The following is a 22,306-nucleotide window of genomic DNA, read 5'->3' on the forward strand; positions in this document are numbered from 1 at the left end:
ACGGCGGTGTCGGCGATCCTCGGCGTGCTGCCGATCGCTTTCGGCCTCGGTCTCGAAATCTTCCATCACGAGACGACAATCAACGCGCCGTCGACGCAATGGTGGATTTCACTGTCCTCGGCGATCGTCTTCGGCCTGTCCTTCGCCACCTTGCTGACTCTGGTGGTGACACCGTCGATGCTGATGGTGTTCACGCGCAGCAAGAACAGCCGCTTCTATGCATTCTTCCGTCGGGTGTTCCGGCGCGGGACGCCAGCCGATGCGACAATGGAGACCTCCGCAGGGCCGGGCTTGCTCGACGAGCCGGCGATTGACTTCCCGAAGGCCGCCGAATAGGTCGCTCCCTTCAGCCCAGGTAGAAAAGGCCGCCGGGAACAACCCAGCGGCCTTTTGCATTGTCCTGTCATGGAATGCCTCAAAGCGGGGAGTTTCTCATGACGCTCAGCACCATTCTCATCATCATTCTGATCCTCATTCTGATCGGCGCGGTGCCGGCATGGCCTCATTCGCGTTCCTGGGGTTATGGTCCCTCCGGCATCGTCGGCGTCATCCTGATCGTGCTGCTGGTGTTGCTGCTGATGGGCAGGATTTGACCCGGAGATTGGTGCGGACGAAAGCTACAGCGCTGCGCGTCCTTTTGGACTCACAGCGCTGTAGCATTTGATCTTTGGCATGGTCCTTTGCGATCGCGACAACTCTCGGCCATGCACCGCGACGTGCGCACCAGCGTGCGCATCCGCCGTGTCGCGGATTTCCTCTATGAGGAGTTGAAGCGCTATTCGGCCGGGGCCGCGTCATGCGCGAATTCGGCGCGGTGAGCGAGCCCGGCCATCAAGAATACGACGACCAGCAGTCCCGACAAAGCGACGAAGATCGGACCGAAGCTTGAATGCTCGGCGATGAAGCCGATTGCCGACGGCGCCACCAGAATGCCGGAATAGCCCATTGTGGTGACGACGCTCATGCCGGTGCCGGACGACATGCCTTCCTGGTTGCCGCCGGCCGAAAACAGGATCGGCACCATATTGGCGATGCCGAAGCCGCAAAAGGCAAAAGCTGAGATGGCGAGCCAGGGCGAGGGCGCCAGACCCGCCACCAGCATGCCGGCAGCGGCGACAAGCGCCGAAACGCGCAGTGTCGTCACGGCGCCGAAACGGTTGCGGACCCCGTCGCCAACGAAGCGCATGACGGCCATGACGCCGGAAAAGGCGGCGTAGGCCAAACCAGCTACGGCGAGGTCGGTGCCGAGTTCCTGTTGCAGGTAAAGCGCTGCCCAGTCGAGCACCGCACCCTCGGAGATCATCGTCATCAGCGCCATCAGCCCGACCAGATAGACCAGCGGATTTCCAGGCAGCGCAAATTTGCGATGCCCGATTACCCCCGAGGATGCTTTGACTGCCTTGTCCTCGGCGATCAGGTAGCGGACTGCCACTGCAACCACGGCGAAAGCGAGAGCCGTCACCACCGTCGCATGGGCGAGATGACCGTAATTCTGGATGGCGAGGCCACCGAAAGCGCCGCCGGCGAAACCGCCAAGACTCCAGAAGCCGTGCGAGGACGACATGATGGCCCGGGACAAGCGCCGTTCCACCGTGACCGCATTGGCGTTCATGGCGACATCCATGCCGCCGATCGAACCGCCGAAGATGAACATGGCGATGGCCGCCAGCGGCACGTTGGGAGCCAGCGCCACAACCAGCAGGCCGAAGCTGCCGATGAGACCGAACCAGCGCAGCACGGTGCGCGACCCATGCCTGGAGATCAGGTGGCCGCACCAGGTCATCGCTGTGACCGCGCCGGCGCCGAACAGCAGGATCAGCAGGCCAAGCGTGAACTTGCTGATATCCAGCCGGGTCAGCACCACCGGGATTTGCGGCGCCCAGGCGCCGGTCAGAAAGCCATTGGCCAGGAAGATGGCCGCCACGGCCCATCGTCCACGAATGGCGGCCTGCATGCGGTTTAGCGTGTCCATAATGTAGAATCCGGTCCGAAAATGGCTTCGCGTGGCAAATTAGATCGATTCAATTTGCAGTCAAGCGCTCGTTCTTGAAAAATGCTTGGGCCAAACGGCTCGCTTGAACCCAGGTTGATGAAGCCGATCTGGTCGGGCTTTGTTCGACCACGATCTTACCCGAAAACCGGTTTCCACTTTTCGGGATCGTCGTCTCAGTGATCCCTGGGGCGTCTTGCCTCGAACTCGGCCTTCTTGGCATTGGAGGCGTCGGTCTGGTTGAGCGCCTGCCATTCGGCATAGGGCATGCCGTAGATGATCTCGCGCGACTGGTCCTTGCTGAGATCGACACCCTCGGCCTCGGCGGCATCGCGATACCAATTGGAGAGGCAGTTGCGGCAGAAGCCGGCGAGGTTCATCAGGTCGATGTTCTGCACGTCCGTGCGTTCGCGCAGATGCGCGACCAGTCGGCGGAAGGCAGCGGCTTCGAAATCGCGTTTCTGCTCGTCGCTGAGTTCGGTCATGTGTTCTTGGCCTCCTTGGGCCTCCTTAGAGCGGCCCGGTGCGCGAGCCGAATCGTTTGACCCGATGTATATCGGGACGGCGATTGATCGCGTCAACGATCGGCGCCAGCCGTTCGGCCCAGGCGACCGCATCCTGCCGATCGGCGATTAGGTCCTGACGGATTTCGATCAGCGCATGGGCAAATCCGTTGACGATGGCATGTCTGAACATTGTGTCGCCGCGCAGCGCGCCGTCGTAGGGCTCATTGTCGCCGACGATGAGGCTTTTGTCCTTCGCAAGCATGTCGATCAGCGGTCGCGCCACCCGGTCGTCGCGATCCCACAAGATGCCAACACGCCAAGGGCGCACGAACCCCTGCATGAACGGGGTGAAGGAATGCACCGAAAGGATAAAGGGAGCGTTTGCGCAAGCCTGCGCCACCGAGGCGATCATCGCGCCGACCGCATCGTGATAGGGTCGATAGAAGCGGTCGAGCCGCCTTTCACGTTCTTTCACAGTAAGTGGATAATTCCCCGAAATGACGGTGCCGTCATAGAGTTGGCGGATCAGTGTCGGATCGTCTTCGCCGCGATTGGGATCGATCAGAAGCCGCGAAAAATTGGCGAGTACCGCCGGCACGCCGAGCAAAGCGGCCAGTTCACGCGTCACCGTCTCGACACCGATGTCGTAAGCGATATGGCGGTCGAATTCCGCCGCCGGCAGGCCGAGGCTGCCATACTCTTCCGGCAGGTCGCGACGGGCGTGATCGGCCAGGAGCACGATGCCTCGCTTGCGATCGCCTTCGACCACGTCGAAAGGCGCGAAAACTGTGGATCGGGTCATCGGCGGGAAATGGTCTGTTCGCTGGCTTCGGGGGAGGATGGTATCCTCATTCCACGAAGGGGACGATTACGCAATGCCGTCGTTTGGCCACGGTTTCTGCGGAAATCTGGCAGAAGGCGACTGACCGTGCGCTAGAGGCCTTTCTAAATCGATTGGAATTGAGCAAAAGGGCGCGTTGACATGCGCCCGGACTTTTCCGAAAAGGGGCGTTGAGAGATGCAAATGTGGTTCTTGAGAGGTTTCAGGATGGGTTCCGCCGGCAGGCCGCGTGTGCGCTATGCCTTCGCCATGCCGTTCCTGACCTTCGCTGTGGGCCTCGCCGCGATGGTTGCTGCCTCGCCGGCGCGCGCCGATTTCCGTGTCTGCAACGCCACGCAGAACCTGGTCGGCGTCGGCATCGGCTATCGCGCCAAGGCCGGCTGGATCACCGAAGGCTGGTGGCACATCGAGGGATCGAGCTGCAAGACGTTGATCGAAGGGCCGCTGTCATCAAGATTTTACTATCTTTATGCAGAAGACGCCGAGCGCGGCGGGCGCTGGGATGGTCCGATCAACATGTGCGTGGCCGAAAAAGAGTTCAAGATCGCCGGCGTTAGCGATTGCGTCGCCCGGGGCTTCCAGCGCGCCGGATTCCAGGAATATGACACGGGCGAGCAGGCAAGCTGGATGGTCCAGCTGACCGATGACCCCGCAACGGGGGGCGTTCCAGCCGCTCCGGGAACAAACAGTCAATGAGACGCAGCCGCAAGGTCAAGATACTCGCCACCATCGGTCCGGCCTCCTCCTCCGAGGACATGCTGAAGAAGCTTTTCGAAGCCGGCGCCGACGTGTTTCGCATCAATATGAGCCACACCGATCATGAATTGATGCGCACACTTGTCGGTCGCATCCGCACCGTCGAGAAAGCGGTCGGCCGGCCGATCGGCATTCTCGCCGACCTGCAGGGACCCAAGCTTCGGGTCGGCAAGTTTGCCAACGGCAAGGAGACGCTGACACTCGGCCAGACCTTCACGCTCGACGACAATCCCGAGCCCGGCAACTCGACCAGGGTCTATCTGCCCCATCCGGAAATCCTGAGATCGGTCGAGGCCGGTCACCGTCTTTTGATCGACGACGGCAAGCTCGAGCTGAAGGCGGTTGAGAGCGACGGACAGGCGATCGTCTGCACCGTCGTCGCCGGCACCAGCATCTCCGACAAGAAGGGCGTCAGCCTGCCCGACACCGACCTGCCGGTCGGCGCGCTGACCGAAAAGGACCGCAGCGATCTCGATGCTGTGCTGGCCACCGGCGTCGACTGGGTGGCGCTGTCGTTCGTGCAGCGGCCGGAGGATCTGGCGGAAGCGCGCAAGATCGCGCGCGGCCGGGCGCTGATCATGGCCAAGATCGAAAAGCCGCAAGCCGTCGCCAGGCTGGCCGAGATCATCGAACTTTCGGACGCACTGATGGTTGCCCGCGGCGATCTCGGCGTCGAAATGCCGCTCGAAGCCGTGCCCGGCATCCAGAAGCAGATCACCCGCGCCGCGCGCCGCGCCGGCAAGCCGGTGGTGATCGCCACGCAGATGCTGGAATCGATGATCACCGCGCCGGTGCCGACCCGCGCCGAAGTGTCGGACGTCTCGATCGCCGTGTTCGAAGGCGCCGACGCCATCATGCTCTCGGCCGAATCCGCGGCCGGCGCCTACCCGGTCGAGGCGGTGGCGATGATGAACCGCATCGCCAGCAAGGTCGAAACCGACCCGACCTATGCCGGCATCATCAATGCGCAGCGCTCGGAGCCGGAAGCGACCGGCGCCGACGCCATTTCGCTTGCCGCCCGCGAAATCGCCGAGACGCTGAAACTGTCGGCGATCATCAGCTATACGGCGTCCGGCACGACCGGCCTGCGCGCCGCGCGCGAGCGGCCGCAGGTGCCGATCGTCGCCCTGTCGCCGATCGTCAACACGGCGCGGCGGCTATCGCTTTTGTGGGGCACGCATTGCGTCGTCTCGCCCGACGCCATCGACCTCGACGACATGGTCGACCGCGCCTGCCGCATCGCTTTGGACGAGGGGTTCGGCAAGCCCGGCGACCGGGTCATCATCACCGCCGGCGTGCCGTTGAGGACGCCCGGCTCCACCAACATGCTGCGCATCGCCTATGTCGGATCGGACGTGCAGGCCCGCCGCTAGGCTTGGCCGTCGCTTCGAATGATTTCGGTTGCTCTAAATTGGCGCGAGTTCGGCTTCCGGGGCTTTGATGTCGGCGCATTTGCCGGCACCGTAGGTGTCGCCGGCAATCCTGGTTTCCACGGCCTTCGCCATTGCCTGAAGGTCCACGTCCCTGCCGGCGACCTTTTCGATCGCGCCGACAACGAGATCGGGTGCTATCCAGTCTGGCTTGTGGCCGAGATTGCGGACCCAGACCAGTTCGGCCCCGGCGATATCGCGGACGAGGCCGACCGAATGGATCGTTGCATAGACCACCTTGTCGCGGTCGCCCGAGATGACCACGGTCGGCGCCTTGATATCGCGGTAGTGCGGTGCGGCATCGAGCGTGTAGCGATAAAGCCCGGCAACATCGGTGGCGTTGGCACGAAAGGCGTTCGGCCGAAGCACCAGCGGGATCGCGACCTCGGCGACATAGAAGTCCGGCACCTTGTTGGGGGCAAAGACGCAGGCGGTGGCGGCATTCATCTGCAGCGTTCCCGACGGATAGGTCAGCGTTTCGGAAAAAAGCCGGCCGACGATCGGAATGGTCGTCAAATTGTAGTACCAAGCGGTCGCGCCGCCCGGCCAGGGATGGGTGGCAGGCGCCATGAACACCAGGCCGAGCGTCTTGTCGGGATGCTCGCGGCCGAAGGCGGTGGTCACCGAGCCGCCGAAGGAATGGCCGGCGATGATGGCTTTCCTGATGCCGAGATGGTCCATCAGCGCTGCGATGGTGCTGGCCTGTGCCGATGGGGTCTCGTTGTTGCCGGGGCCGCGCGCCGACCAGCCTGCACCCGGGCGGTCGAAGAACAGCATCTCGGCACGGCTTTCCAGCAAGGGCCTCAACGGCAGCATCTGATCCCTGAGATTGGCGCTGGCGCCGTGGATAAAGACGATCGGCGGCAGTTCGGCGTTTTCCCCGGCCGGAATGTGAACGTAGTGGATGCGGGCACCGTTTATATCCGCGAAGTCGCCGATCGGCGGATTGCGGCGCTCGATCAGCCATGAACCGGCGCGGGTGACACCTGCAAGGGTGAACACAAGCGCCAGGAGGAAGGCGAGCGCGACGTAGATCGGGTTCATGGAGAGAGGTACGGACCGGAGCGAAATTAGTTCACAGTCTAGCTAAAAAGACTTTCACTCAAGTGGAATTGTCCGCCAACCTCATATCCCTTCGCCGGCAAGTTCTTCGGAAAGCGTGCCGACCTGATCCTGGGCACTGCGCATCATCGGATAGATGCTGAGCACGCGCTGCCAGGCTTCCAGCGCCGACTGCTTGTGGCCGGTTACCGCCATGATCTGCGCCAGGCCGGACAGCGCGCCAAAATGGCGCGGCTCGATCTGCAGCGTGCGGTCGATGTCCGCCATTGATTTCCCAAAGTTATTCATCATGAAATGTACGGTGGCGCGCCGGTTCCAGCCTTCGGCATAGGCCGGTTGCAACGTCACCACCTGGTCGAGGAAGTCGAGCGCCACGTCGAACTTCTTGTCTTCGGCCGCCTTTTGCGACCATTGCATCATCAGGTCGATCGAGGCGCTGCCGGATTGCGACCACTCGTGCGAGATGCGCGCCGCGATGCGCTCGGCGGCTTTTTCATTGCGCTCGCGCTTCAGGTCGACAAACAGCTGGTCGAGCCTTTCCTCCCTGGTCGCGGCAACCGGAGGGGTGACCGGGTCTTCCACCTGAGCCGGAAGCGGGGCGACACCGAAAAGAAAAAGCGCCGCGAAGAATGCAAAATGAATCCGCATGACCGGAATCTAACCCCGGACAGCGGATCGTCAAACTGAATTTAGCGTGAAAGGGCCGGCAGGCCGGTATTAGAGCGCCACGCGTCCTTTTGGACGCGTAAAGGACGCTCCAGCATTTTGAACTCCTCGCATCGTGTTTTCCGAAAATCGATTCCGATTTTTGGGTCGATGCGGTACATCATGCAGGCGCTGAGGCAGGCCGCCCCAACGCGAAAAGGCTCAGCCCTGGCGCGCCTTGTAGCGCGGAGCGGTCTTGTTGATGATGTACACGCGGCCCTTGCGGCGAACCAGCTGGTTGTCGCGGTGACGCGCCTTGAGCGCCTTGAGCGAATTCTTGATCTTCATGGTCTTGCCCGTCGGTCTGCGCCCGCTTGGGCCGAATTATTAAGGCGCGCTCGGAAAGCGCGCCTCTCAACTTGTGCGTGGCTCATAAACGAGGAGCCTTGCCCGTGTCAACCAAGCATGTGGCGGAGTTTGAGTTTCTGCCCTATCGACGGCATTAATGCATGTCGCATAAAAGTGCGCAGCGGTCTTGCGATAACGACATGCATAAAACAACAACCTAAAGCGCGTCGCGTAAGGCCGGTCAAATGCGACGCGCATTAGAGCGGCGCGTCGAATAGCCTCAACGGTAGCGGCTCATTCGCGTAAAATGGCCCATCTTGCGGCCGGGACGCGCATCGGCCTTGCCGTAGAGATGCAGCATCAGATCGGGCTCGGCGAGCAGGGCCGGGACACGCAGGATATCGTCGCCGATCAGGTTTTCCGTGACGCAGTCGAAATGGCGGCCGGGATTTCCCAGCGGTAGACCGGCGACGGCGCGAATGTGCTGCTCAAACTGCGAGACGATGCAGGCGGCTTCCGTCCAGTGGCCGGAATTGTGAACGCGCGGCGCGATCTCATTGGCCAGCAGCGCGCCGTCGGCAAGGACAAAGAACTCGATGCCGATGACGCCGACATAGTCGAGCGCGGCAAGTATCTCTGCTGCCGCCGCTCGCGCTGCAGCGGCGGTTTCGGACCCTATCCTGGCCGGCAGGGTCGAGCTGTGCAGGATGCCGCTGCGGTGGACGTTTTCTGCCGGATCGTAGGCGGCGAGCGAACCGTCCATGCCGCGCGCCGCGATCACCGAAATCTCGCGTTCGAAGGCGACGAAGGATTCGAGGATCAGCGGCACGTTGCCCATCGCCTCGCAGGTGCTGGCAAAGCCGCCTGTTTCCATATTGCGGAATACGCGCTGGCCCTTGCCGTCATAGCCCATGCGTCGCGTCTTCAATATGCCGCTGCCGTCGAACTTTTTCAGCGCCGCCGTCAATTCGTCGTCATTGTCGACGGGGCAGAAATCCGCGGTGGGAATGCCGATGCCGTTGAGGAATTTCTTCTCCGCCACCCGGTCCTGCGCTACTTCCAGCGCGCGCGCCGGCGGGTAGACCGGAACCGTGACGGCAAGCGCGCTGGCGGCCATGACCGGAACGTTCTCGAACTCGTAAGTGACGACGTCGCTGACTGCAGCCAGTTCGGCGAGCGCGGCCGTGTCGTCATAAGCGGCAGTGATCTGCCGGTTGGCGACCTGTGCCGCCGGACAATCCGGCTGCGGCTCCAGCACGACCGTGCGGTAGCCGAGGCGCGCCGCGGCCATCGCCAGCATGCGGCCGAGCTGGCCGCCGCCGATGATGCCGATGGTCGATCCGGCGGCCAGGCTCATGGCGTGTCCGTGGGCTCGGCGGCGACCTTGGCGGTCTGGGCGGCGCGCCAGGCATCGAGCCGGGCGGCGAGCTTTTCGTCGGTCAGCGCCAGCACGGCCGCAGCGAGAAGGGCGGCATTGGTGGCGCCCGCCTTGCCGATGGCCAGCGTGCCGACCGGAATGCCGGCCGGCATCTGCACGATGGAGAGCAGCGAATCCTGCCCGGAAAGCGCCTTCGATTCCACCGGCACGCCAAAAACCGGGAGCGACGTCATCGCCGCCGTCATGCCGGGCAGGTGTGCCGCACCGCCGGCGCCGGCGATGATCACCCGAAAGCCGGCCGCCTTGGCACCCTTGGCGAAGTCATAGAGCCGGTCGGGGGTGCGATGGGCCGAGATGATCAGCCGCTTGTGCGGGATGCCCAGTGCCTCCAGCGTTTCGGCGGCGTGGCGCATCGTCGCCCAGTCGGACTGGCTGCCCATGATGATGGCGACGTCGGCGCGTTGATCGTCCAAGCTTCTGCTCCCGGCGGCAAAGGCGCGCCTTAGCGGAATTCGGGTTCGACGGCAAGGATGTGCTGCCTCTGCGCAAGCGTTCTGGCGTGAGGCGCCATCATTACCTAATCCGGCCAGCGCAAGGCGCCGGCGCTATCCTTGCGGGCCGACTTCATCGCATCCGCCGGACGCTCGGCCACGCTCAACACGGCCCGCAGGCGTTCGGCGACGATTTCCGCCTCGCCGGGATGGAGATTGCACGGGTCGAGAAAGAAGTGACCGCGCTCGACCTCGTGGTTGCGCACGATAATGGGTGGCGAAACGGCCGCCAGCGCCGAGGCAAGGCCGGCGGCGGTGAATCCGCTTTCGGGCGCAACAAACACCTGCAGGCGGTCGAGCGGATTGCCGGTCGGATCGGGAATGACATGCGCGGCGACGCCCGGCAGGCCCTGCAATGCGCCCTTCCACAGATCGAGCGCCGCTTCTTCCCGCTTGCGGATGCCGGCGTGATCGCGCCGCTCCCAGGCCTCCAGTGCGGCCATGGTACCGGCGATGCTTTCCTTGCCGACCTTCATCGCCCGCGCAACGCCACGGTTCTGCAGATAGGCGGCGCGCACGAGATCCTTGCGCCCGGTGACGATGCCGCTTGTCGGTCCCGAGAGGAATTTGTGTCCGCTATAGACGACGATGTCGGCGCCGCGCGTGAGAAAGCCGCGCAAATCGTATTCGGAGGCGGCGTCAACGATCACCGGGACGCCCTTGGCGTGGCAAATCTCGCAGAACTCCTCGAGCGAGAGCATGCCGTATTGAACCGTGTGATGGGCAACGACATAGAGACCTGCCGCGGTGCGATCGCGGATCGCCTCGCGCACATGGTAGTCCTGCGTCACGCTGACCGTACCGGCCGGTACGGTGCTTGCCCCGGCGAGCCGGATCGACTGGTCGATCGGCGCGCCGTAATTGACGATGTGGCCGAGTTGGACGATGACCTCCGACTTGAGGCCCTCGGTGTCGTCCGGCAGCCGCTCGATCGCCAGAAGGTTGGTGCCGGTCATCGTGCCGGCAATGGCCATGGTGATGCCGCTGGCGCAGCACGCGGTGATGAAGCCTGCCTCGCCGCCGGTGAGGCGCGCGACGACCGTGCTTGCGGCGCGCTGCAGATCGTCCATCTCCACCCACTGCGAGGCGATCTCCGACATGGCGGCGATCGCTTCCGGGACGATGATCGAGGCGCCGAGCGCCGTCATCGTGCCGGAGACATTGATGATCGGGCGAAGGCCGAGCCGTTCGCGGATTGTCGTGTTGGAGCCGTTCGCGGAACAGGTTTTCATCTCTGGAGGTCCCATTGGTAGATTTCAGGCGGCGATCTCGACGACCGCCTCGATTTCCACGGTGATGTTGCCCGGCAGGGAGCCGACACCGATCGCCGAACGGGCGTGCCCGCCGATACTATCAAAGACAGCAGCGAAAAGATCGGAACAGCCATTCACCACCTGCGGATGGTCGCTGAAGGTCGGGATCGCGTTGACGAAGCCAAGCAGCTTGACGACGCGCACGATGCGGCCGAGGTCGCCTGCCGCAGCGTGCATGACGGCGAGCAGGTTCAGACCGGTGAGACGGGCATGCTTATAGGCCTCTTCAACCGTGACGTCCTCGCCGACCTTGCCGGTGCAAAGCGTGCCGTCGGCGCGCAATGGCCCTTGGCCGGAGAGGAAGATCAGCCGTCCGCTTTCGGCATGGGTGACGAAGTTGGCGATCGGCGTCGGCGGCTCGGGCAGCGTCAGGCCCAATTCGGCGAGCCGGATGTAAGGCGTCATGAAAAGGCTCCTTGCGACAGCTTTCGCCGTCATGTCAGAAATGCGAGGCACGAAACCGCGCCAGGAAACTGCGGAGACGCTCATTGTCGATGTTCGCGCCCAGAATCTCGGCGGGCGGGCCTGCGGCGCTGACGCCGCCATCTGCCATGAAGATGATGCGGCTCGAGGCATCGCGGGCAAAGGCCATCTCGTGCGTGACCATCACCATCGTCATGCCGTCCTCGGCCAGGCTGCGCACGACCTCGAGCACCTCGCCGACGAGTTCCGGGTCGAGCGCGGAGGTTATCTCGTCAAGGAGCAGGATTTTTGGCTCCATCGCCACCGCGCGGGCGATGCCGACACGCTGCTGCTGGCCGCCGGAAAGCTCGGCCGGCAGGCTGTCGGCCTTGTGGGCAAGTCCGACCCGGCCGAGCCAGTGCTCGGCAATGGCGCGGGCCTCGGTACTGCTCTTGCCGCGCACCTTGCGCAGGCCAAGCATGATGTTGCCGGCCGCCGTCAGATGCGGAAACAGATTGAAACTCTGGAACACCATCCCGGTTTCGGCCCGCATCTTCGCCAGGTCACGCTCGCTGCGGCGCTGGCGTGTTCCCGTGTCGCGGAAGCCGACCTCCTTGCCGTCGATGCGGATGGAGCCGCTGTCGTAGCTCTCCAGGAAGTTGACGCAGCGCAGCAGCGTGGTCTTGCCGCTGCCGGAAGGCCCGATGACAGTCACCACCTCGCCGCGCGTCACCTCCAGGCTGACGGAGCGCAGGACCGCGACGGATCCAAAGGATTTGGAAACCTCGGAGACATCGAGAAGCGCCGGATTGGCGGGCGTGGCGATGGGCATCTTGCTATTCCCGGATGAAGGAGAAACGCCGCTCCAACCGTCGGCTGGCCAGGGAGAGCGCGTAATTGACGGCGAAGTAGATGACCGCGCCGAGGATGTAGAGCGGCATCGCTTCGTAGGTGCGGCCGATGACCTGGTTGATGGCATGCATCAGGTCGGTGATGCCGAGCAGCGAGACCAGCGCGCTGCCCTTCACCGCATCGGTGACGCCATTGATCCATGGCGGCAGGAAACGCCTGAACGCTTGCGGGAAGATGACGTAGGCCAGTCGCTGGCGAAAGGTCAGCCCGATCGCCATCGCCGCTTCGGACTGCCCCTTCGGTATGGAACCGACCGCACCGCGCAGATACTCGATGACCTGCGCCGTCTTGAACAGGGTGAGCGCCAGCACGGCTGCCCAGAAGGATTCCAGATGGAGGCCGACGGCAGGCAGGCCGTAATAGACGAAGAAGATGAGCACCAGGATCGGAATGCCGCGAATGGTATCGCTGAAAATGCGCACTGCCCAGCGCAGCGGAGCTGGGCCATAGACAAGGCCGACGCCCATCATCACGCCGGCGACGAGCGACAACACCACGACCAGCAGCGACACCCATAGCGTCACGGCAAAACCCTGGGCCAGGAAGGGCAAGGCATAGGCGATCTGGCCAAGCATCCTAGTGCGCCGCCCTGAACCGGCGCTCGACAAGCCGAAGTGCAAAAAGAAGCGCGTAGCCGGTCAAGAGATACATTGCCGTCACCACAAGGTAGACCTCGACGATGCGGAAGGTGTTGAAGTTGATCCACTGGGCGCCGTAGGTGAGTTCGGGCACCGAAATGACCGACGCTACGGACGTGTCCTTGAACAGCGACAGGAACGTGTTGGAAAGCGCGGGCAGCGTTATGCGCAGCATCGTCGGCAGGCGCACATGAACCAGCCTTTGCCATGGCGTCAGGCCGATCGCCTTGCCGGCGTCGAGCTGTCCGCGCGGAACCGCTTCGAGCCCCGAGCGGAACACCTCGACCAGATAAGCGCCGCTATAGAGCGACAGCGTGGCGATGAACGAGGTCTGCGCGCTGTAGGCGATGTCAACCACCGTCGGCAGGCCGTAGAAGACGAGATAGACGAGCAGGATCAGCGGCACGTTGCGGATGAACTCGACATAGGCGGCGATGACGGTCCGCACCGCACGCCCGGCCGACACGTACCAGACCGCCAGAAGCAGTCCGATGAGGATGCCGATCGCGATGGAGATCACGGCCAGCTCGAGGCTGAGCAGCAGCCCGCCCCAAAGCTTGTCGAAATGCCGCCAGATCAGGTTGAAGTTCAGGGTATAGCCCATGTGTCCCTGTCATATCGAGGGCTGTCGACGATAAGCCGCGGAAGGGCGCGAGCCCTTCCGCCTGCTTGCATCAGATGACCGGGAAGCCGGGATGGCGCGCCGGCGGCTCCTGTCCAAAATAGTCCTTGAATGCAGCGTCGTAGAGCGCCGTCTCATGGCCGAACATGGCGGTGGTGAAGGTCGTGTTGACGAAGGTCAGCCAGTCTAGGTCGCCTTGCCGAAGTGCGGCGCCGTAAAGCATCGAAAACCAGCTCTTGCCGGCATCGAAGTATTTGTCCGGATTACGCGAGGCGAGCCAGCGAACCGTCGACAGATCGACGGCGGCAGCGTCGACGCGTTTCGATTCCAGTGCCTGCAGCACGTTGGCCTGCGTGTCTATCTGCATCACCTGCGACTCCGGCAGGACGATGTGCACATTTGCCTCGGCATCGACATTCTGCAGGATGGAAACCCGCGTCGCCGAACCGCCGGCAAGCAGCTTGTCGAAGGTCTTGTTTTCGGCGTTCGGAAGGGTCAGCAAGGCGATGCCTTCGACGTAATAGGGCCGGGAGAAGTGGATCAGCTGCGAGCGCTGGGCGGTCATGGTCATGAACTGGATCGAAATGTCGACCTTGCTGGTGGTCACGTTCGGAATGCGCTGGGCCGGATCCTGCATGACGAACTCGACCTTGGTCGTATCGTCGAAAAGTCCCTTGGCAAGAATGCGTCCCATGGTGATGTCCATGCCGACCAGTTCGCCGGCATCGTTTTCAAAGTGCCAGGGCGCGTTGGTGCTGCCGGTGCCGACGATCACCTTGCCGCGATCGAGAACGGTGCGCAGCAGGCTGTCCGGTGCCGCCTGCGCCGCCGCCTTCTGAACATCGACTGTTGTCGCTGCGCCCACCACTCCGGCCGTTGCAAGCCCGGCCAGTTTCAGAAAATCACGTCTTTTGGATGTGTCGTTCACGGCGACCTCCTTCTCGTGTTGTGTTCCCCTTTGCCGATACATGCATCGGTAATCTGCTGGATTGTCTCTTACAAAAGACACATGTATCCTGTACGAGACAGATACTAACACCAGGAATCAGCAATGCAAGATGGCAATGGCTTGGCAGTTCGGCCAGACGCCGGTCCGGACGAAGACAGGATTGCGGGCTCCCGCGAGAAGGGTCTCAACCGCGTGCTCCATATCCTGGAGTTTCTCCATGCGAACCAGCGAGCGATCGGGATTGGCGATCTCGCCAAGGGAGTGAATGCGCCGCGCTCGACGATCTACACGCTTGTGCGCTCGCTCGTGGATGCGGGCCTGCTGGAAATGGCCGGCGACGGCAATCGCGTCTATTTCGGGAAGAAGCTTTATCTCTACGGAATGGACTATGTGCGCGGCAACGACCTGCTCAGGAGAGGGCGTCAAGAAGTCGACAATCTTTCGCGCGAGACAGGCGAGACCTCCGAATTGTGCATGCTGCAAAGCGGCCGCTACACGATTGTCCATTCAAGCCCGGGCACCAGGCCGTTCCGGATCAGTTCGGCCACGGGTCTGCAGATACCGCTTCCCTGGACCGCTTCCGGGCGGTTGCTTCTCGCCGGTTTCGAACGGGATGTGATCGAAGACATGGTGTCCGAAGACGATCTCGTCCTGCCGGATGGCCGCAGATTGCTGCTGGACGACTTCATAGAAGATATCGCTACGGCCGGGGCTACCGGCTACTGTGTGACCTCCGGTCTTGTCGACGCCTATACAAAGTGCCTTGCCGCGCCGGTCTTTTCAGCTGCCGGCAAGGTCGAGGCGACGATATGCCTGGTGGTTCCCATCGACACTTCCGAGGAAAAGACCGGCGATCTCATCGCCCTGCTGCGCGAACGCGCCGCGAGGCTTTCGATCACGGGATGAGCAGGATTTGTCGCGACCGCAAGTGGGATTCGCTCACGCGATGATGTCGGGGATGATCCGGTCTTCCAGCGCCATCAGCCGGTCTTTCAGGAAGAGCTTTTTCTTCTTCATGCGCTGGATCTGCAGAGGGTCGCAGCCCATGGCGATCATCGCGTTGATCGCCGCGTCGAAATCGGCGTGTTCTTGCTTCAGCCGAGAATATTCGAGGCGGATATCGGCCTGTTCCTGTTCGGACATTATTTACCGTCTGCACGTCTGCGGCGCCCAAAAATGGGCCTGATTGGGCAAGGCCGGAGGTATCTTGCACCGGCGCGCAGCCAATACCACATTTCGTATTGTCGTGGAATGCTACCACGCAGCATTCGACATCGGTGCCCGATAGTGGCACACTGTCATTATGCCGTCACAGAAGCGAAATTGCGGTGGGACGCGCCTTGACGGCTGCAATCGAGGAAACCATGAAAGGGAGAACCAATCATGTCTCTTGCATCCCATCTTGATGAGCTGCAGCGGAAACACGGCGACATCGAACGCGAAATCGATGATGCGATGAACCATCCATCGGTCGACGACCTCGAAATCGTGAATCTCAAGCGGCGCAAGCTGGCGCTCAAGGACGAGATTGAGAAATTGAAGGCGAAACCGAAACCCACCACGCACTGACGCTCATCTACGGCGCTGCGCGTCCTTTGGACGCGCAAAGGGCGCTGTCGTGCTTCTGATTTTGGCGCATGATCCTTTCCGAAATCCTTTCGGTTTCGGGGTCATGCGGGGATAGTGCGCGTTTTGCCCGACCATCTTCTCCGGTGGCAACCAATGCCGCCGGAGCGTTTCCTTGTTTGTCCGGCGGTTCGATTTGACAGGTTTGCCTGCCTGTCGCCATTGACAAGCCATCTTTGCTCCTCCACCTCATGCCGGGACCTTCTATAGCGCCGCGCCTCCTTTCGGACGCGCAAGGGACGCTCTATTTTGATTTTTGCGCAGATTGTTTCCGGAAACCGATTCCGGAATTCGGCGCTAACAAAGGGCAGCCGGCCATGACCGGATATTTTTCTTCACCCTTCTCGCGCCGCACGTCTGTCGGTGTCGACGTCGGCGGCGTGATGGTCGGCGGGGGCGCCCCTGTCGTCGTTCAGTCGATGACCAACACCGACACCGCCGATGTCGACCAGACCGTCGCTCAAGTTGCGGCGCTGCATCGCGCCGGCTCCGAGATCGTGCGCATCACCGTCGACCGCGACGAGAGTGCCGCCGCCGTGCCCGCCATCCGCGAGCGGCTCGAACGGCTCGGCATCAATGTGCCGCTGGTCGGCGATTTCCACTATATCGGCCACAAGCTGCTCGGCGACCACCCGGCTTGCGCCGAGGCGCTGGCCAAATACCGCATCAATCCCGGCAATGTCGGATTCAAGGACAAGAAGGACCGGCAGTTCGCAGCTATCGTCGAGATGGCGATCCGGCACGACAAGCCGGTGCGCATCGGCGTCAATTGGGGGTCGCTCGACCAGGAGCTTTTGACCAGGCTGATGGACGACAACCAGCGCCAGGGCTTTCCGCTGACCGCGCAGGAGGTAACGCGCGAGGCGATCGTGCAGTCGGCGATCCTTTCGGCCGGCATGGCCGAGGAGATCGGCCTTGGCCGCGAGAAGATCATCCTGTCGGCCAAGGTCAGCGGCGTGCAGGATCTGATCGCGGTCTACACCGAGCTTGCCACCCGCTCCAACCACGCGCTGCATCTCGGCCTCACAGAGGCCGGCATGGGTTCGAAAGGCATCGTCGCCTCGTCCGCGGCGATGGGCATTCTTCTCCAGCAAGGCATCGGCGACACGATCCGCATCTCGCTGACGCCGGAGCCGAACGGCGACCGCACCCGCGAGGTGCAAGTGTCGCAGGAACTCCTGCAGACCATGGGGTTTCGGCAGTTCGTGCCGATCGTCGCCGCCTGCCCCGGCTGCGGCCGCACCACCTCTACCGTGTTCCAGGAACTCGCGCAGGACATCCAGGCGGATCTGCGCAAGAACATGCCGGTGTGGCGTGAAAAATACCCCGGCGTCGAAAACCTCAAAGTCGCGGTGATGGGCTGCATCGTCAACGGTCCGGGTGAATCCAAGCATGCCGATATCGGCATTTCGCTGCCCGGCACCGGCGAGACGCCGACGGCGCCGGTATTCGTCGACGGCAGGAAGGCGGCGACGCTGCGCGGCCCTTCGATCGCCGCCGACTTCGAGAAAATGGTCGCCGACTATATCGAGCAGCGGTTTGGGCAACCTGGCAAGGCTGCGGCGGAGTAGGTCGATGCGGCGCTTCCCCTGGGTGACGCCGATTTTGCTTGGTGTTTTACTTGGTGGGCTGGGCTGGGCGACAGCCGTCCACGCCGATCCGCCGCGCCCTGCCAAGCAGCGGCTGCTCGACCGGGTTTGCAACCTCATCGAGGCGCATGCCGATCAAAACGGCCTGCCCAAGGATTTCTTTGCCCGGCTGATCTGGAAGGAAAGCCGCTTCGATCCCAATGCGGTCAGTCCGGTCGGCGCCGAAGGCATTGCCCAGTTCATGCCGGGCACCGCCAAGATACGCGGCCTCGCCAATTCCTTCGATATCGAGCAGGCCATTCCGGCCTCGGCAAAATATCTCGCCGAGATGAAAACCGGCTTTGGCAATCTGGGCCTGGCCGCCGCCGCCTACAATGCCGGCGAAAGCCGGGTGTCGCGCTGGCTGAGTTCCGGCGGCTTCCTGCCGATGGAGACCGAAAACTACGTTTTGGACATCATGGGCGAGCCGGCCGACAGGTTCACCGACACCGCCTATGCCGGCAGCATCCAGCCGCTCGACAAGAAAGCGAGCTTCGCGGTCGCCTGCCGCAGGCTGCCGGTCATCAAGTTCCAAACCGTGGCCATGGCGTCGATCAACGTCAAGCCGTGGGGCGTGCAGGTGGCCGGCAATTTCCGCCGCGCCGCGGCGCTCAATCAATGGACTGGCGTGAAGCGCCGGTTTCCGGCCTTGCTTAAGGGCCATGATCCGGTGGTCAGCCGGGTGCGCTCGCCGATCGGCAGGCGCGGCATCTATGCTGTCCGCATCGGCGCCGACTCCAAAGCCAAGGCCGACAACATCTGCCGGAAACTGCAAAGCGTCGGCGGTGCATGCATTGTGGTGCGGAATCGGTGATGGGTGCCGACTGATTTTCCCGACAAACCATCGAAGCTGCGCTTTTATTCCACGAATTCTGCTGGTCCACCGCTTCAGCTATAGGCTTACATGACCGACCGTCTCTACAGCGATCCAGATCTCGTCCAGTTCTACGACATCGAGAACGAAGGCGGTGTGGATTTCGATTATTGCGTCGGCTTCGCCAAAGATGCCGGCTCGGTTCTCGATCTCGGCTGCGGCACAGGGCAATTGGCTGCCGCGCTCGCCGATCGGCGCAGCGTGACCGGCGTCGATCCGGCGCCGGCGATGCTCGATATCGCGCGCCGCAGAGCCGGCGGCCAGAGGGTCGACTGGGTCGAGGCCGATGCGCGCAACGTCCGGCTCGGACGACGCTTCGATCTGGTGCTTTTGACCGGGCACGCCTTCCAGGTGTTCCTCACGCCAGAAGATCGAGAGGCGGTGCTTGCCACGATCGCCGCTCATCTGGCGCCCGATGGACGCTTCATCTTCGACACGCGAAATCCAGTCGCGCAGGAATGGCTCGAGTGGACGCCGGAACGGTCGCAACGCGAACTCAGTCATCCCGAATTGGGCACGGTAAGAGCGTGGAACGATTTTCGCCGCGATCCCGCTACCGGTGTCGTCACTTACTCGACCCATTACGAATTACCCGGCAGCGGACGGGTGCTCAGCGCCGAATCGAAAATCGCCTTCCCGACAAAGGAAAGCCTTGCGCCGATGCTGGACCAGACCGGGCTGGTCGTCGAAGCATGGCTCGGCAACTGGCGTGGCGAGCCATACGCTCCGGCATCGCCCGAAATCATCCCGATCGGTCGGCTGCGCTAGCCCGGACGTTGCTTCGCCTGGAGCGTTTTCCCGTTCCTTGACGTGACCGATTGAGCGTGCGGATAAGCCAAAGACACCACCGCCCAATTGCGGCGCTGCGCTGACGACGTGCCCACCGATGCACGTCGTGAGCATCTCGCAGGTTTACGTGTTCTGAACTCATGGCACCTCCTCGCCAGCCTTTGCATGCTGAAGAGGAAAACATATTATGGTTCGCATCTGCTGATAATCGGTGATAGTTTCCGTTCATCTGTGACGAATTGGAATAGATATCATCGACCGGCAAGAGACGATGGGTGTGTACCTGGCAGTTGTCGAGGAAGGCGACTTCTCGGCAGCGGCACGCCGGCTGCGGATGACACCTTCGGCCGTCAGCAAAATCATCGGTCGGCTTGAGTCCCGCCTTGGCGTGCGCTTGCTGCAGCGCTCGACGCGGCGCATCAGCTTGACGGTGGAAGGCAGCACCTATGCCGAAAGCGCTCGCCGCATCCTGAACGACATCAAAGAGGCTGAAATCGCAGTTCAACCCGGAGCAGAACCGCGCGGCCGGCTGCGCGTCAGTCTTCCGAGCGCCTTCGGCCATCGCTTGATCGTGCCGATGTTGCCGGCCTTCATCGATCGCTACCCGGCCGTCGAGCTCGAGCTGATGTTCACAGATGCGATTGTCGACCTGTTGGCTGAGGAAACCGACGTCGCCGTGCGCGTTGCCGCACACAGCGATTCGAGGCTGGTGGTGCGGCGCCTGGCGCCGAATCGCCGTGTCATTTGCGCATCACCTCGATATCTCGAAAGACATGGCATGCCGACAACGCCAGACGACCTTCAAGGTCATATCTGTCTTGGCGTCACAGCACGCGGCGGTCTCAATATCTGGGAGTTCGATGGCCCGGACGGTCTGCAAAGCATGCGTATCCGCAGCCCGATAGAGGCCAACAGCACCGAAGCGCTACGCCGGCTGGCGCTCGCCGGTATAGGCATCATCCGCATGTCGGAGATATTGGTCGGGCCGGATATCAAGGCAGGCAGACTGACCGCGCTGCTCACCGGATACAATCATCCTGACGGAGCGCCAATCTGCGCTGTCTATCCGCCTGGCCGAATTCTGTCGCCGCGCGTGCGCGTGTTCGTGGATTTCCTGGCCGAACAGTTCGCCAACCCTCCTTGGCTGCACGGCGCGCCATAGGGCGGGAGTACAGCTTGGAACAGCGTCAGCTGTTGCGGGCCGCCACGAATTCCGCTGCCTGCTTCAGAAGCACGGCGTCTTCGCCATAGGGACAAAGCAAGGCGTGGGCCTGGTCGACGAGGCCTTGAAGCTGGTCCCGCGCCCAGTTGGCGCCGTGCAGCGCCACCAGCGTCGCCTTGCCGGCGGCTGCGTCCTTGCCGGTCGCCTTGCCCATCTGGCGCGCATCCGCCGTCAGATCGAGCAGGTCGTCGGCAAGTTGAAAGGCAAGCCCGATCGCCGAGCCGAATTCCGCCAGTCTTTCACTGTCGGCCGCCGGCGCGCCGGCAACAATTGCGCCCGCCTCGCAGGCGAAGCGGATCAACGCGCCGGTCTTCATCGCCTGAAGCCGGATGATGCCGGCTTCCTCCGGCCGGTTACGCTCGGCTTCGAGATCGAGCATCTGGCCGCCGACCATGCCGCCGGCTCCGGCGGCGCGGGCCAGCGCCAGCACCAGCGCCGCCCGCCGTTCGGCAGGCAGCATTGTCGCTTCGTCGGCAATGATGTCGAAGGCGAGCGCCAGCAACGCGTCGCCGGCGAGGATGGCGGTCGCCTCGTCGAAGGCCTTGTGAACGGTCGGCTGGCCTCGGCGCAGATCGTCGTCGTCCATGGCCGGCAGATCGTCATGGATCAGCGAATAGCAATGCACGCATTCGAGCGCCGCCGCCACGCGCAGCGCCGCCTCGCCGTCGGCGGAAAACAGCGCGGCGCTTTCCATGACCAGGAACGGGCGCAGGCGCTTGCCGCCATTCAGCACGCCGTGGCGCATCGCCTCCATCAGACGCTGCGGCCGCGCGATCTCGCCTGAAAGCGGGCGGTCGTCGAGCAACCGCCTGAGCAGCGCCTCGATCGGCCCTGTGCGTGCGAGAAGCGCTGCCTCGAACGGTATTTGATCGTCTTTCGCCATGCCGGGGACGGGTAGCCGACACTCAGACGTTGCGCAAGAAGCCAAGCGCCATTATGCCGGGGGCAGGGAGCAGCATGGATTGAGCGGCTTGGCGGAACCGATCGTCGATCACGAAACCGAAGGGCTGGACATGGTGAGGCCGAAACGCGGCAATCGCATCGGTCTCAAACGCTGGCCTCGGCACTGGGTCCGGCGCGGTATCACCATCGCCGTGGTGCTGGCGCTGATGCCGCTGGTGTTGACCATTCTGTACCTGCCGCCGTTCGTGCATCCGGTATCGACCCTGATGCTGAAGGATCTGGCGACGTTTTCCGGCTATGACCGGCGCTGGGTCTCGATCGACGATGTGGCGCCGGCGTTGGCGCATTCGGTCATCATGTCGGAGGACGGGCAGTTCTGTTTCCATCGCGGCATCGACCTTGGCGAGTTGAGGGGCGTCGTCGACGACGCGCTGGCCGGCGAGATGACGCGCGGCGCCTCGACCATCACCATGCAGAGCGTCAAGAACCTCTATCTGTGGTCGCGGCCGCTGGGCTCGGTGCGGAAAGTCGTCGAGCTGCCGCTGGCTGTCTATGTCGACATGGTGATGTCGAAACGGCGCATCATGGAAATCTATCTCAATATCGCCGAATGGGGGCCGGGCATCTATGGCATCGAGGCCGCCGCCCAGCATCATTTCGGGGTTTCGGCAAAACGATTGTCGCGTCGCCAGGCGGCGCTGCTTGCCGTCACCCTGCCGAACCCGATCGCCCGCAACCCGGCGAAGCCCGGGCCGGGGCTGAGACGGCTGGCCTCGCTGATCGAGCGGCGCGCCGGTCGGTCCGGCGCCTATGTCGGCTGTCTGCGATAGCTTAAAAAAATTCGCGACGGCGCTGGCCAAAACGGCGCAGGGCGTGTATAGGCACCCGACTTTCTCAGATTCCGGCCCTGACGCGGCCCTT

General features: G+C 62.9%; 26 protein-coding genes and 2 pseudogenes. 12 read left to right on the forward strand and 16 right to left on the reverse strand.

From position 1 onward, the window contains the following. The 3 genes and pseudogenes from AC0L18_RS25195 to AC0L18_RS25205 all read left to right on the forward strand — a co-directional run. Positions 1-336: pseudogene (locus AC0L18_RS25195) on the forward strand (AcrB/AcrD/AcrF family protein); the annotation flags it as partial. A gap of 98 nt (positions 337-434) precedes the next feature. Further along, positions 435-593: a DUF3309 family protein gene (locus AC0L18_RS25200; RefSeq protein WP_091593346.1), complete on the forward strand. Its 159-nt coding sequence runs from the start codon at positions 435-437 to the stop codon at positions 591-593. Between the two features lie 108 nt (positions 594-701). Next, positions 702-818: pseudogene (locus AC0L18_RS25205) on the forward strand (LysR family transcriptional regulator); the annotation flags it as partial. Here the strand turns inward: AC0L18_RS25205 and AC0L18_RS25210 are convergent. From AC0L18_RS25210 to AC0L18_RS25220, 3 genes are all read right to left on the reverse strand, one after another. After that, positions 776-1,972 carry an MFS transporter gene (locus AC0L18_RS25210; protein ID WP_473494653.1) on the reverse strand — a complete coding sequence of 399 codons (1,197 nt, stop codon included), beginning with the start codon at positions 1,970-1,972 and terminating at the stop codon, positions 776-778. The pseudogene AC0L18_RS25205 and the gene AC0L18_RS25210 sit on opposite strands and share 43 nt — an antisense overlap. A 194-nt stretch (positions 1,973-2,166) precedes the next feature. Continuing rightward, positions 2,167-2,475, reverse strand: coding sequence for a DUF1244 domain-containing protein (locus tag AC0L18_RS25215; protein ID WP_023797020.1), 309 nt, complete (start codon positions 2,473-2,475; stop codon positions 2,167-2,169). A 25-nt stretch (positions 2,476-2,500) separates the two neighbouring features. After that, positions 2,501-3,298 carry an N-formylglutamate amidohydrolase gene (locus tag AC0L18_RS25220; RefSeq protein WP_473494654.1) on the reverse strand — a complete coding sequence of 266 codons (798 nt, stop codon included), beginning with the start codon at positions 3,296-3,298 and terminating at the stop codon, positions 2,501-2,503. A 246-nt stretch (positions 3,299-3,544) separates the two neighbouring features. Here AC0L18_RS25220 and AC0L18_RS25225 point away from each other — a divergent pair, with 246 nt between their 5' ends. Together AC0L18_RS25225 and pyk are read left to right on the forward strand one after the other, a co-directional pair. Next, positions 3,545-4,033 (forward strand): DUF1036 domain-containing protein, encoded by a 489-nt coding sequence (locus AC0L18_RS25225; protein WP_023797022.1) that lies wholly within the window; start codon positions 3,545-3,547, stop codon positions 4,031-4,033. Further along, positions 4,030-5,466 (forward strand): pyruvate kinase, encoded by a 1,437-nt coding sequence (gene pyk, locus AC0L18_RS25230; protein WP_023797023.1) that lies wholly within the window; start codon positions 4,030-4,032, stop codon positions 5,464-5,466. The genes AC0L18_RS25225 and pyk overlap by 4 nt, the downstream gene beginning before the upstream one ends. A gap of 33 nt (positions 5,467-5,499) precedes the next feature. Here the strand turns inward: pyk and AC0L18_RS25235 are convergent, their stop codons facing one another. The 11 genes from AC0L18_RS25235 to AC0L18_RS25285 all read right to left on the reverse strand — a co-directional run bounded on the left by AC0L18_RS25235 (position 5,500) and on the right by AC0L18_RS25285 (position 14,322). Further along, a complete protein-coding gene (locus tag AC0L18_RS25235; RefSeq protein WP_473494655.1) occupies positions 5,500-6,567 on the reverse strand; it encodes an alpha/beta fold hydrolase in 1,068 nt (355 codons plus the stop codon). Positions 6,568-6,648: 81 nt separating this feature from the next. Beyond that, positions 6,649-7,233: a tetratricopeptide repeat protein gene (locus AC0L18_RS25240; RefSeq protein ID WP_473494656.1), complete on the reverse strand. Its 585-nt coding sequence runs from the start codon at positions 7,231-7,233 to the stop codon at positions 6,649-6,651. Positions 7,234-7,452: 219 nt separating this feature from the next. Next, a complete protein-coding gene (ykgO, locus tag AC0L18_RS25245) occupies positions 7,453-7,578 on the reverse strand; it encodes a type B 50S ribosomal protein L36 (protein WP_006327841.1) in 126 nt (41 codons plus the stop codon). A 280-nt stretch (positions 7,579-7,858) separates the two neighbouring features. Beyond that, a complete protein-coding gene (locus AC0L18_RS25250; protein WP_473494657.1) occupies positions 7,859-8,935 on the reverse strand; it encodes a 5-(carboxyamino)imidazole ribonucleotide synthase in 1,077 nt (358 codons plus the stop codon). Further along, on the reverse strand, positions 8,932-9,429 hold the full coding sequence (purE, locus tag AC0L18_RS25255) for a 5-(carboxyamino)imidazole ribonucleotide mutase (RefSeq protein ID WP_473494658.1): 498 nt from the start codon (positions 9,427-9,429) through the stop codon (positions 8,932-8,934). The genes AC0L18_RS25250 and purE overlap by 4 nt, the downstream gene beginning before the upstream one ends. A 104-nt stretch (positions 9,430-9,533) precedes the next feature. After that, a complete protein-coding gene (locus tag AC0L18_RS25260) occupies positions 9,534-10,739 on the reverse strand; it encodes an aminotransferase class V-fold PLP-dependent enzyme (protein WP_473494660.1) in 1,206 nt (401 codons plus the stop codon). 24 nt (positions 10,740-10,763) lie between these two features. Further along, positions 10,764-11,225 carry a RidA family protein gene (locus tag AC0L18_RS25265; protein ID WP_128245992.1) on the reverse strand — a complete coding sequence of 154 codons (462 nt, stop codon included), beginning with the start codon at positions 11,223-11,225 and terminating at the stop codon, positions 10,764-10,766. Between the two features lie 34 nt (positions 11,226-11,259). Continuing rightward, complete coding sequence (locus AC0L18_RS25270; RefSeq protein WP_473494661.1) at positions 11,260-12,054, reverse strand: amino acid ABC transporter ATP-binding protein; 795 nt, start codon at positions 12,052-12,054, stop codon at positions 11,260-11,262. Between the two features lie 4 nt (positions 12,055-12,058). Beyond that, positions 12,059-12,709, reverse strand: a complete 651-nt coding sequence (locus tag AC0L18_RS25275) for an amino acid ABC transporter permease (RefSeq protein WP_077380470.1) — start codon at positions 12,707-12,709, stop codon at positions 12,059-12,061. A 1-nt stretch (position 12,710) separates the two neighbouring features. Next, positions 12,711-13,376, reverse strand: coding sequence for an amino acid ABC transporter permease (locus AC0L18_RS25280; RefSeq protein WP_023797032.1), 666 nt, complete (start codon positions 13,374-13,376; stop codon positions 12,711-12,713). A 70-nt stretch (positions 13,377-13,446) separates the two neighbouring features. Next, complete coding sequence (locus AC0L18_RS25285) at positions 13,447-14,322, reverse strand: transporter substrate-binding domain-containing protein (RefSeq protein ID WP_473494662.1); 876 nt, start codon at positions 14,320-14,322, stop codon at positions 13,447-13,449. A 123-nt stretch (positions 14,323-14,445) separates the two neighbouring features. Between AC0L18_RS25285 and AC0L18_RS25290 the strand changes: the two genes are divergently transcribed. After that, complete coding sequence (locus AC0L18_RS25290; protein ID WP_473494664.1) at positions 14,446-15,249, forward strand: IclR family transcriptional regulator; 804 nt, start codon at positions 14,446-14,448, stop codon at positions 15,247-15,249. A gap of 33 nt (positions 15,250-15,282) precedes the next feature. Here AC0L18_RS25290 and AC0L18_RS25295 read toward each other — a convergent pair whose 3' ends face one another. After that, positions 15,283-15,486 (reverse strand): YdcH family protein, encoded by a 204-nt coding sequence (locus tag AC0L18_RS25295; RefSeq protein WP_023797035.1) that lies wholly within the window; start codon positions 15,484-15,486, stop codon positions 15,283-15,285. A gap of 240 nt (positions 15,487-15,726) precedes the next feature. Here AC0L18_RS25295 and AC0L18_RS25300 point away from each other — a divergent pair, with 240 nt between their 5' ends. The 5 genes from AC0L18_RS25300 (at position 15,727) to AC0L18_RS25320 (ending at position 20,422) form a co-directional block, all read left to right on the forward strand. Beyond that, positions 15,727-15,912 (forward strand): YdcH family protein, encoded by a 186-nt coding sequence (locus AC0L18_RS25300; protein ID WP_023797036.1) that lies wholly within the window; start codon positions 15,727-15,729, stop codon positions 15,910-15,912. A 374-nt stretch (positions 15,913-16,286) separates the two neighbouring features. Continuing rightward, positions 16,287-17,540 carry a flavodoxin-dependent (E)-4-hydroxy-3-methylbut-2-enyl-diphosphate synthase gene (ispG, locus tag AC0L18_RS25305; RefSeq protein WP_473494665.1) on the forward strand — a complete coding sequence of 418 codons (1,254 nt, stop codon included), beginning with the start codon at positions 16,287-16,289 and terminating at the stop codon, positions 17,538-17,540. A gap of 4 nt (positions 17,541-17,544) precedes the next feature. Then, positions 17,545-18,411: a lytic transglycosylase domain-containing protein gene (locus AC0L18_RS25310; RefSeq protein ID WP_473494667.1), complete on the forward strand. Its 867-nt coding sequence runs from the start codon at positions 17,545-17,547 to the stop codon at positions 18,409-18,411. A 90-nt stretch (positions 18,412-18,501) separates the two neighbouring features. Then, positions 18,502-19,239 (forward strand): class I SAM-dependent methyltransferase, encoded by a 738-nt coding sequence (locus tag AC0L18_RS25315; RefSeq protein WP_473494668.1) that lies wholly within the window; start codon positions 18,502-18,504, stop codon positions 19,237-19,239. Positions 19,240-19,531: 292 nt separating this feature from the next. Continuing rightward, positions 19,532-20,422, forward strand: coding sequence for a LysR family transcriptional regulator (locus AC0L18_RS25320; RefSeq protein WP_473494670.1), 891 nt, complete (start codon positions 19,532-19,534; stop codon positions 20,420-20,422). A 25-nt stretch (positions 20,423-20,447) separates the two neighbouring features. On the opposite strand, the gene AC0L18_RS25325 is transcribed toward AC0L18_RS25320, so the two are convergent. Further along, on the reverse strand, positions 20,448-21,365 hold the full coding sequence (locus tag AC0L18_RS25325) for a polyprenyl synthetase family protein (RefSeq protein WP_473494672.1): 918 nt from the start codon (positions 21,363-21,365) through the stop codon (positions 20,448-20,450). Positions 21,366-21,444: 79 nt separating this feature from the next. Between AC0L18_RS25325 and AC0L18_RS25330 the strand changes: the two genes are divergently transcribed. Continuing rightward, positions 21,445-22,215 (forward strand): biosynthetic peptidoglycan transglycosylase, encoded by a 771-nt coding sequence (locus tag AC0L18_RS25330; RefSeq protein ID WP_473494673.1) that lies wholly within the window; start codon positions 21,445-21,447, stop codon positions 22,213-22,215. Positions 22,216-22,306: the final 91 nt, after the last annotated feature.

It is taken from the genome of Mesorhizobium sp. WSM4819, from assembly GCF_055811215.1.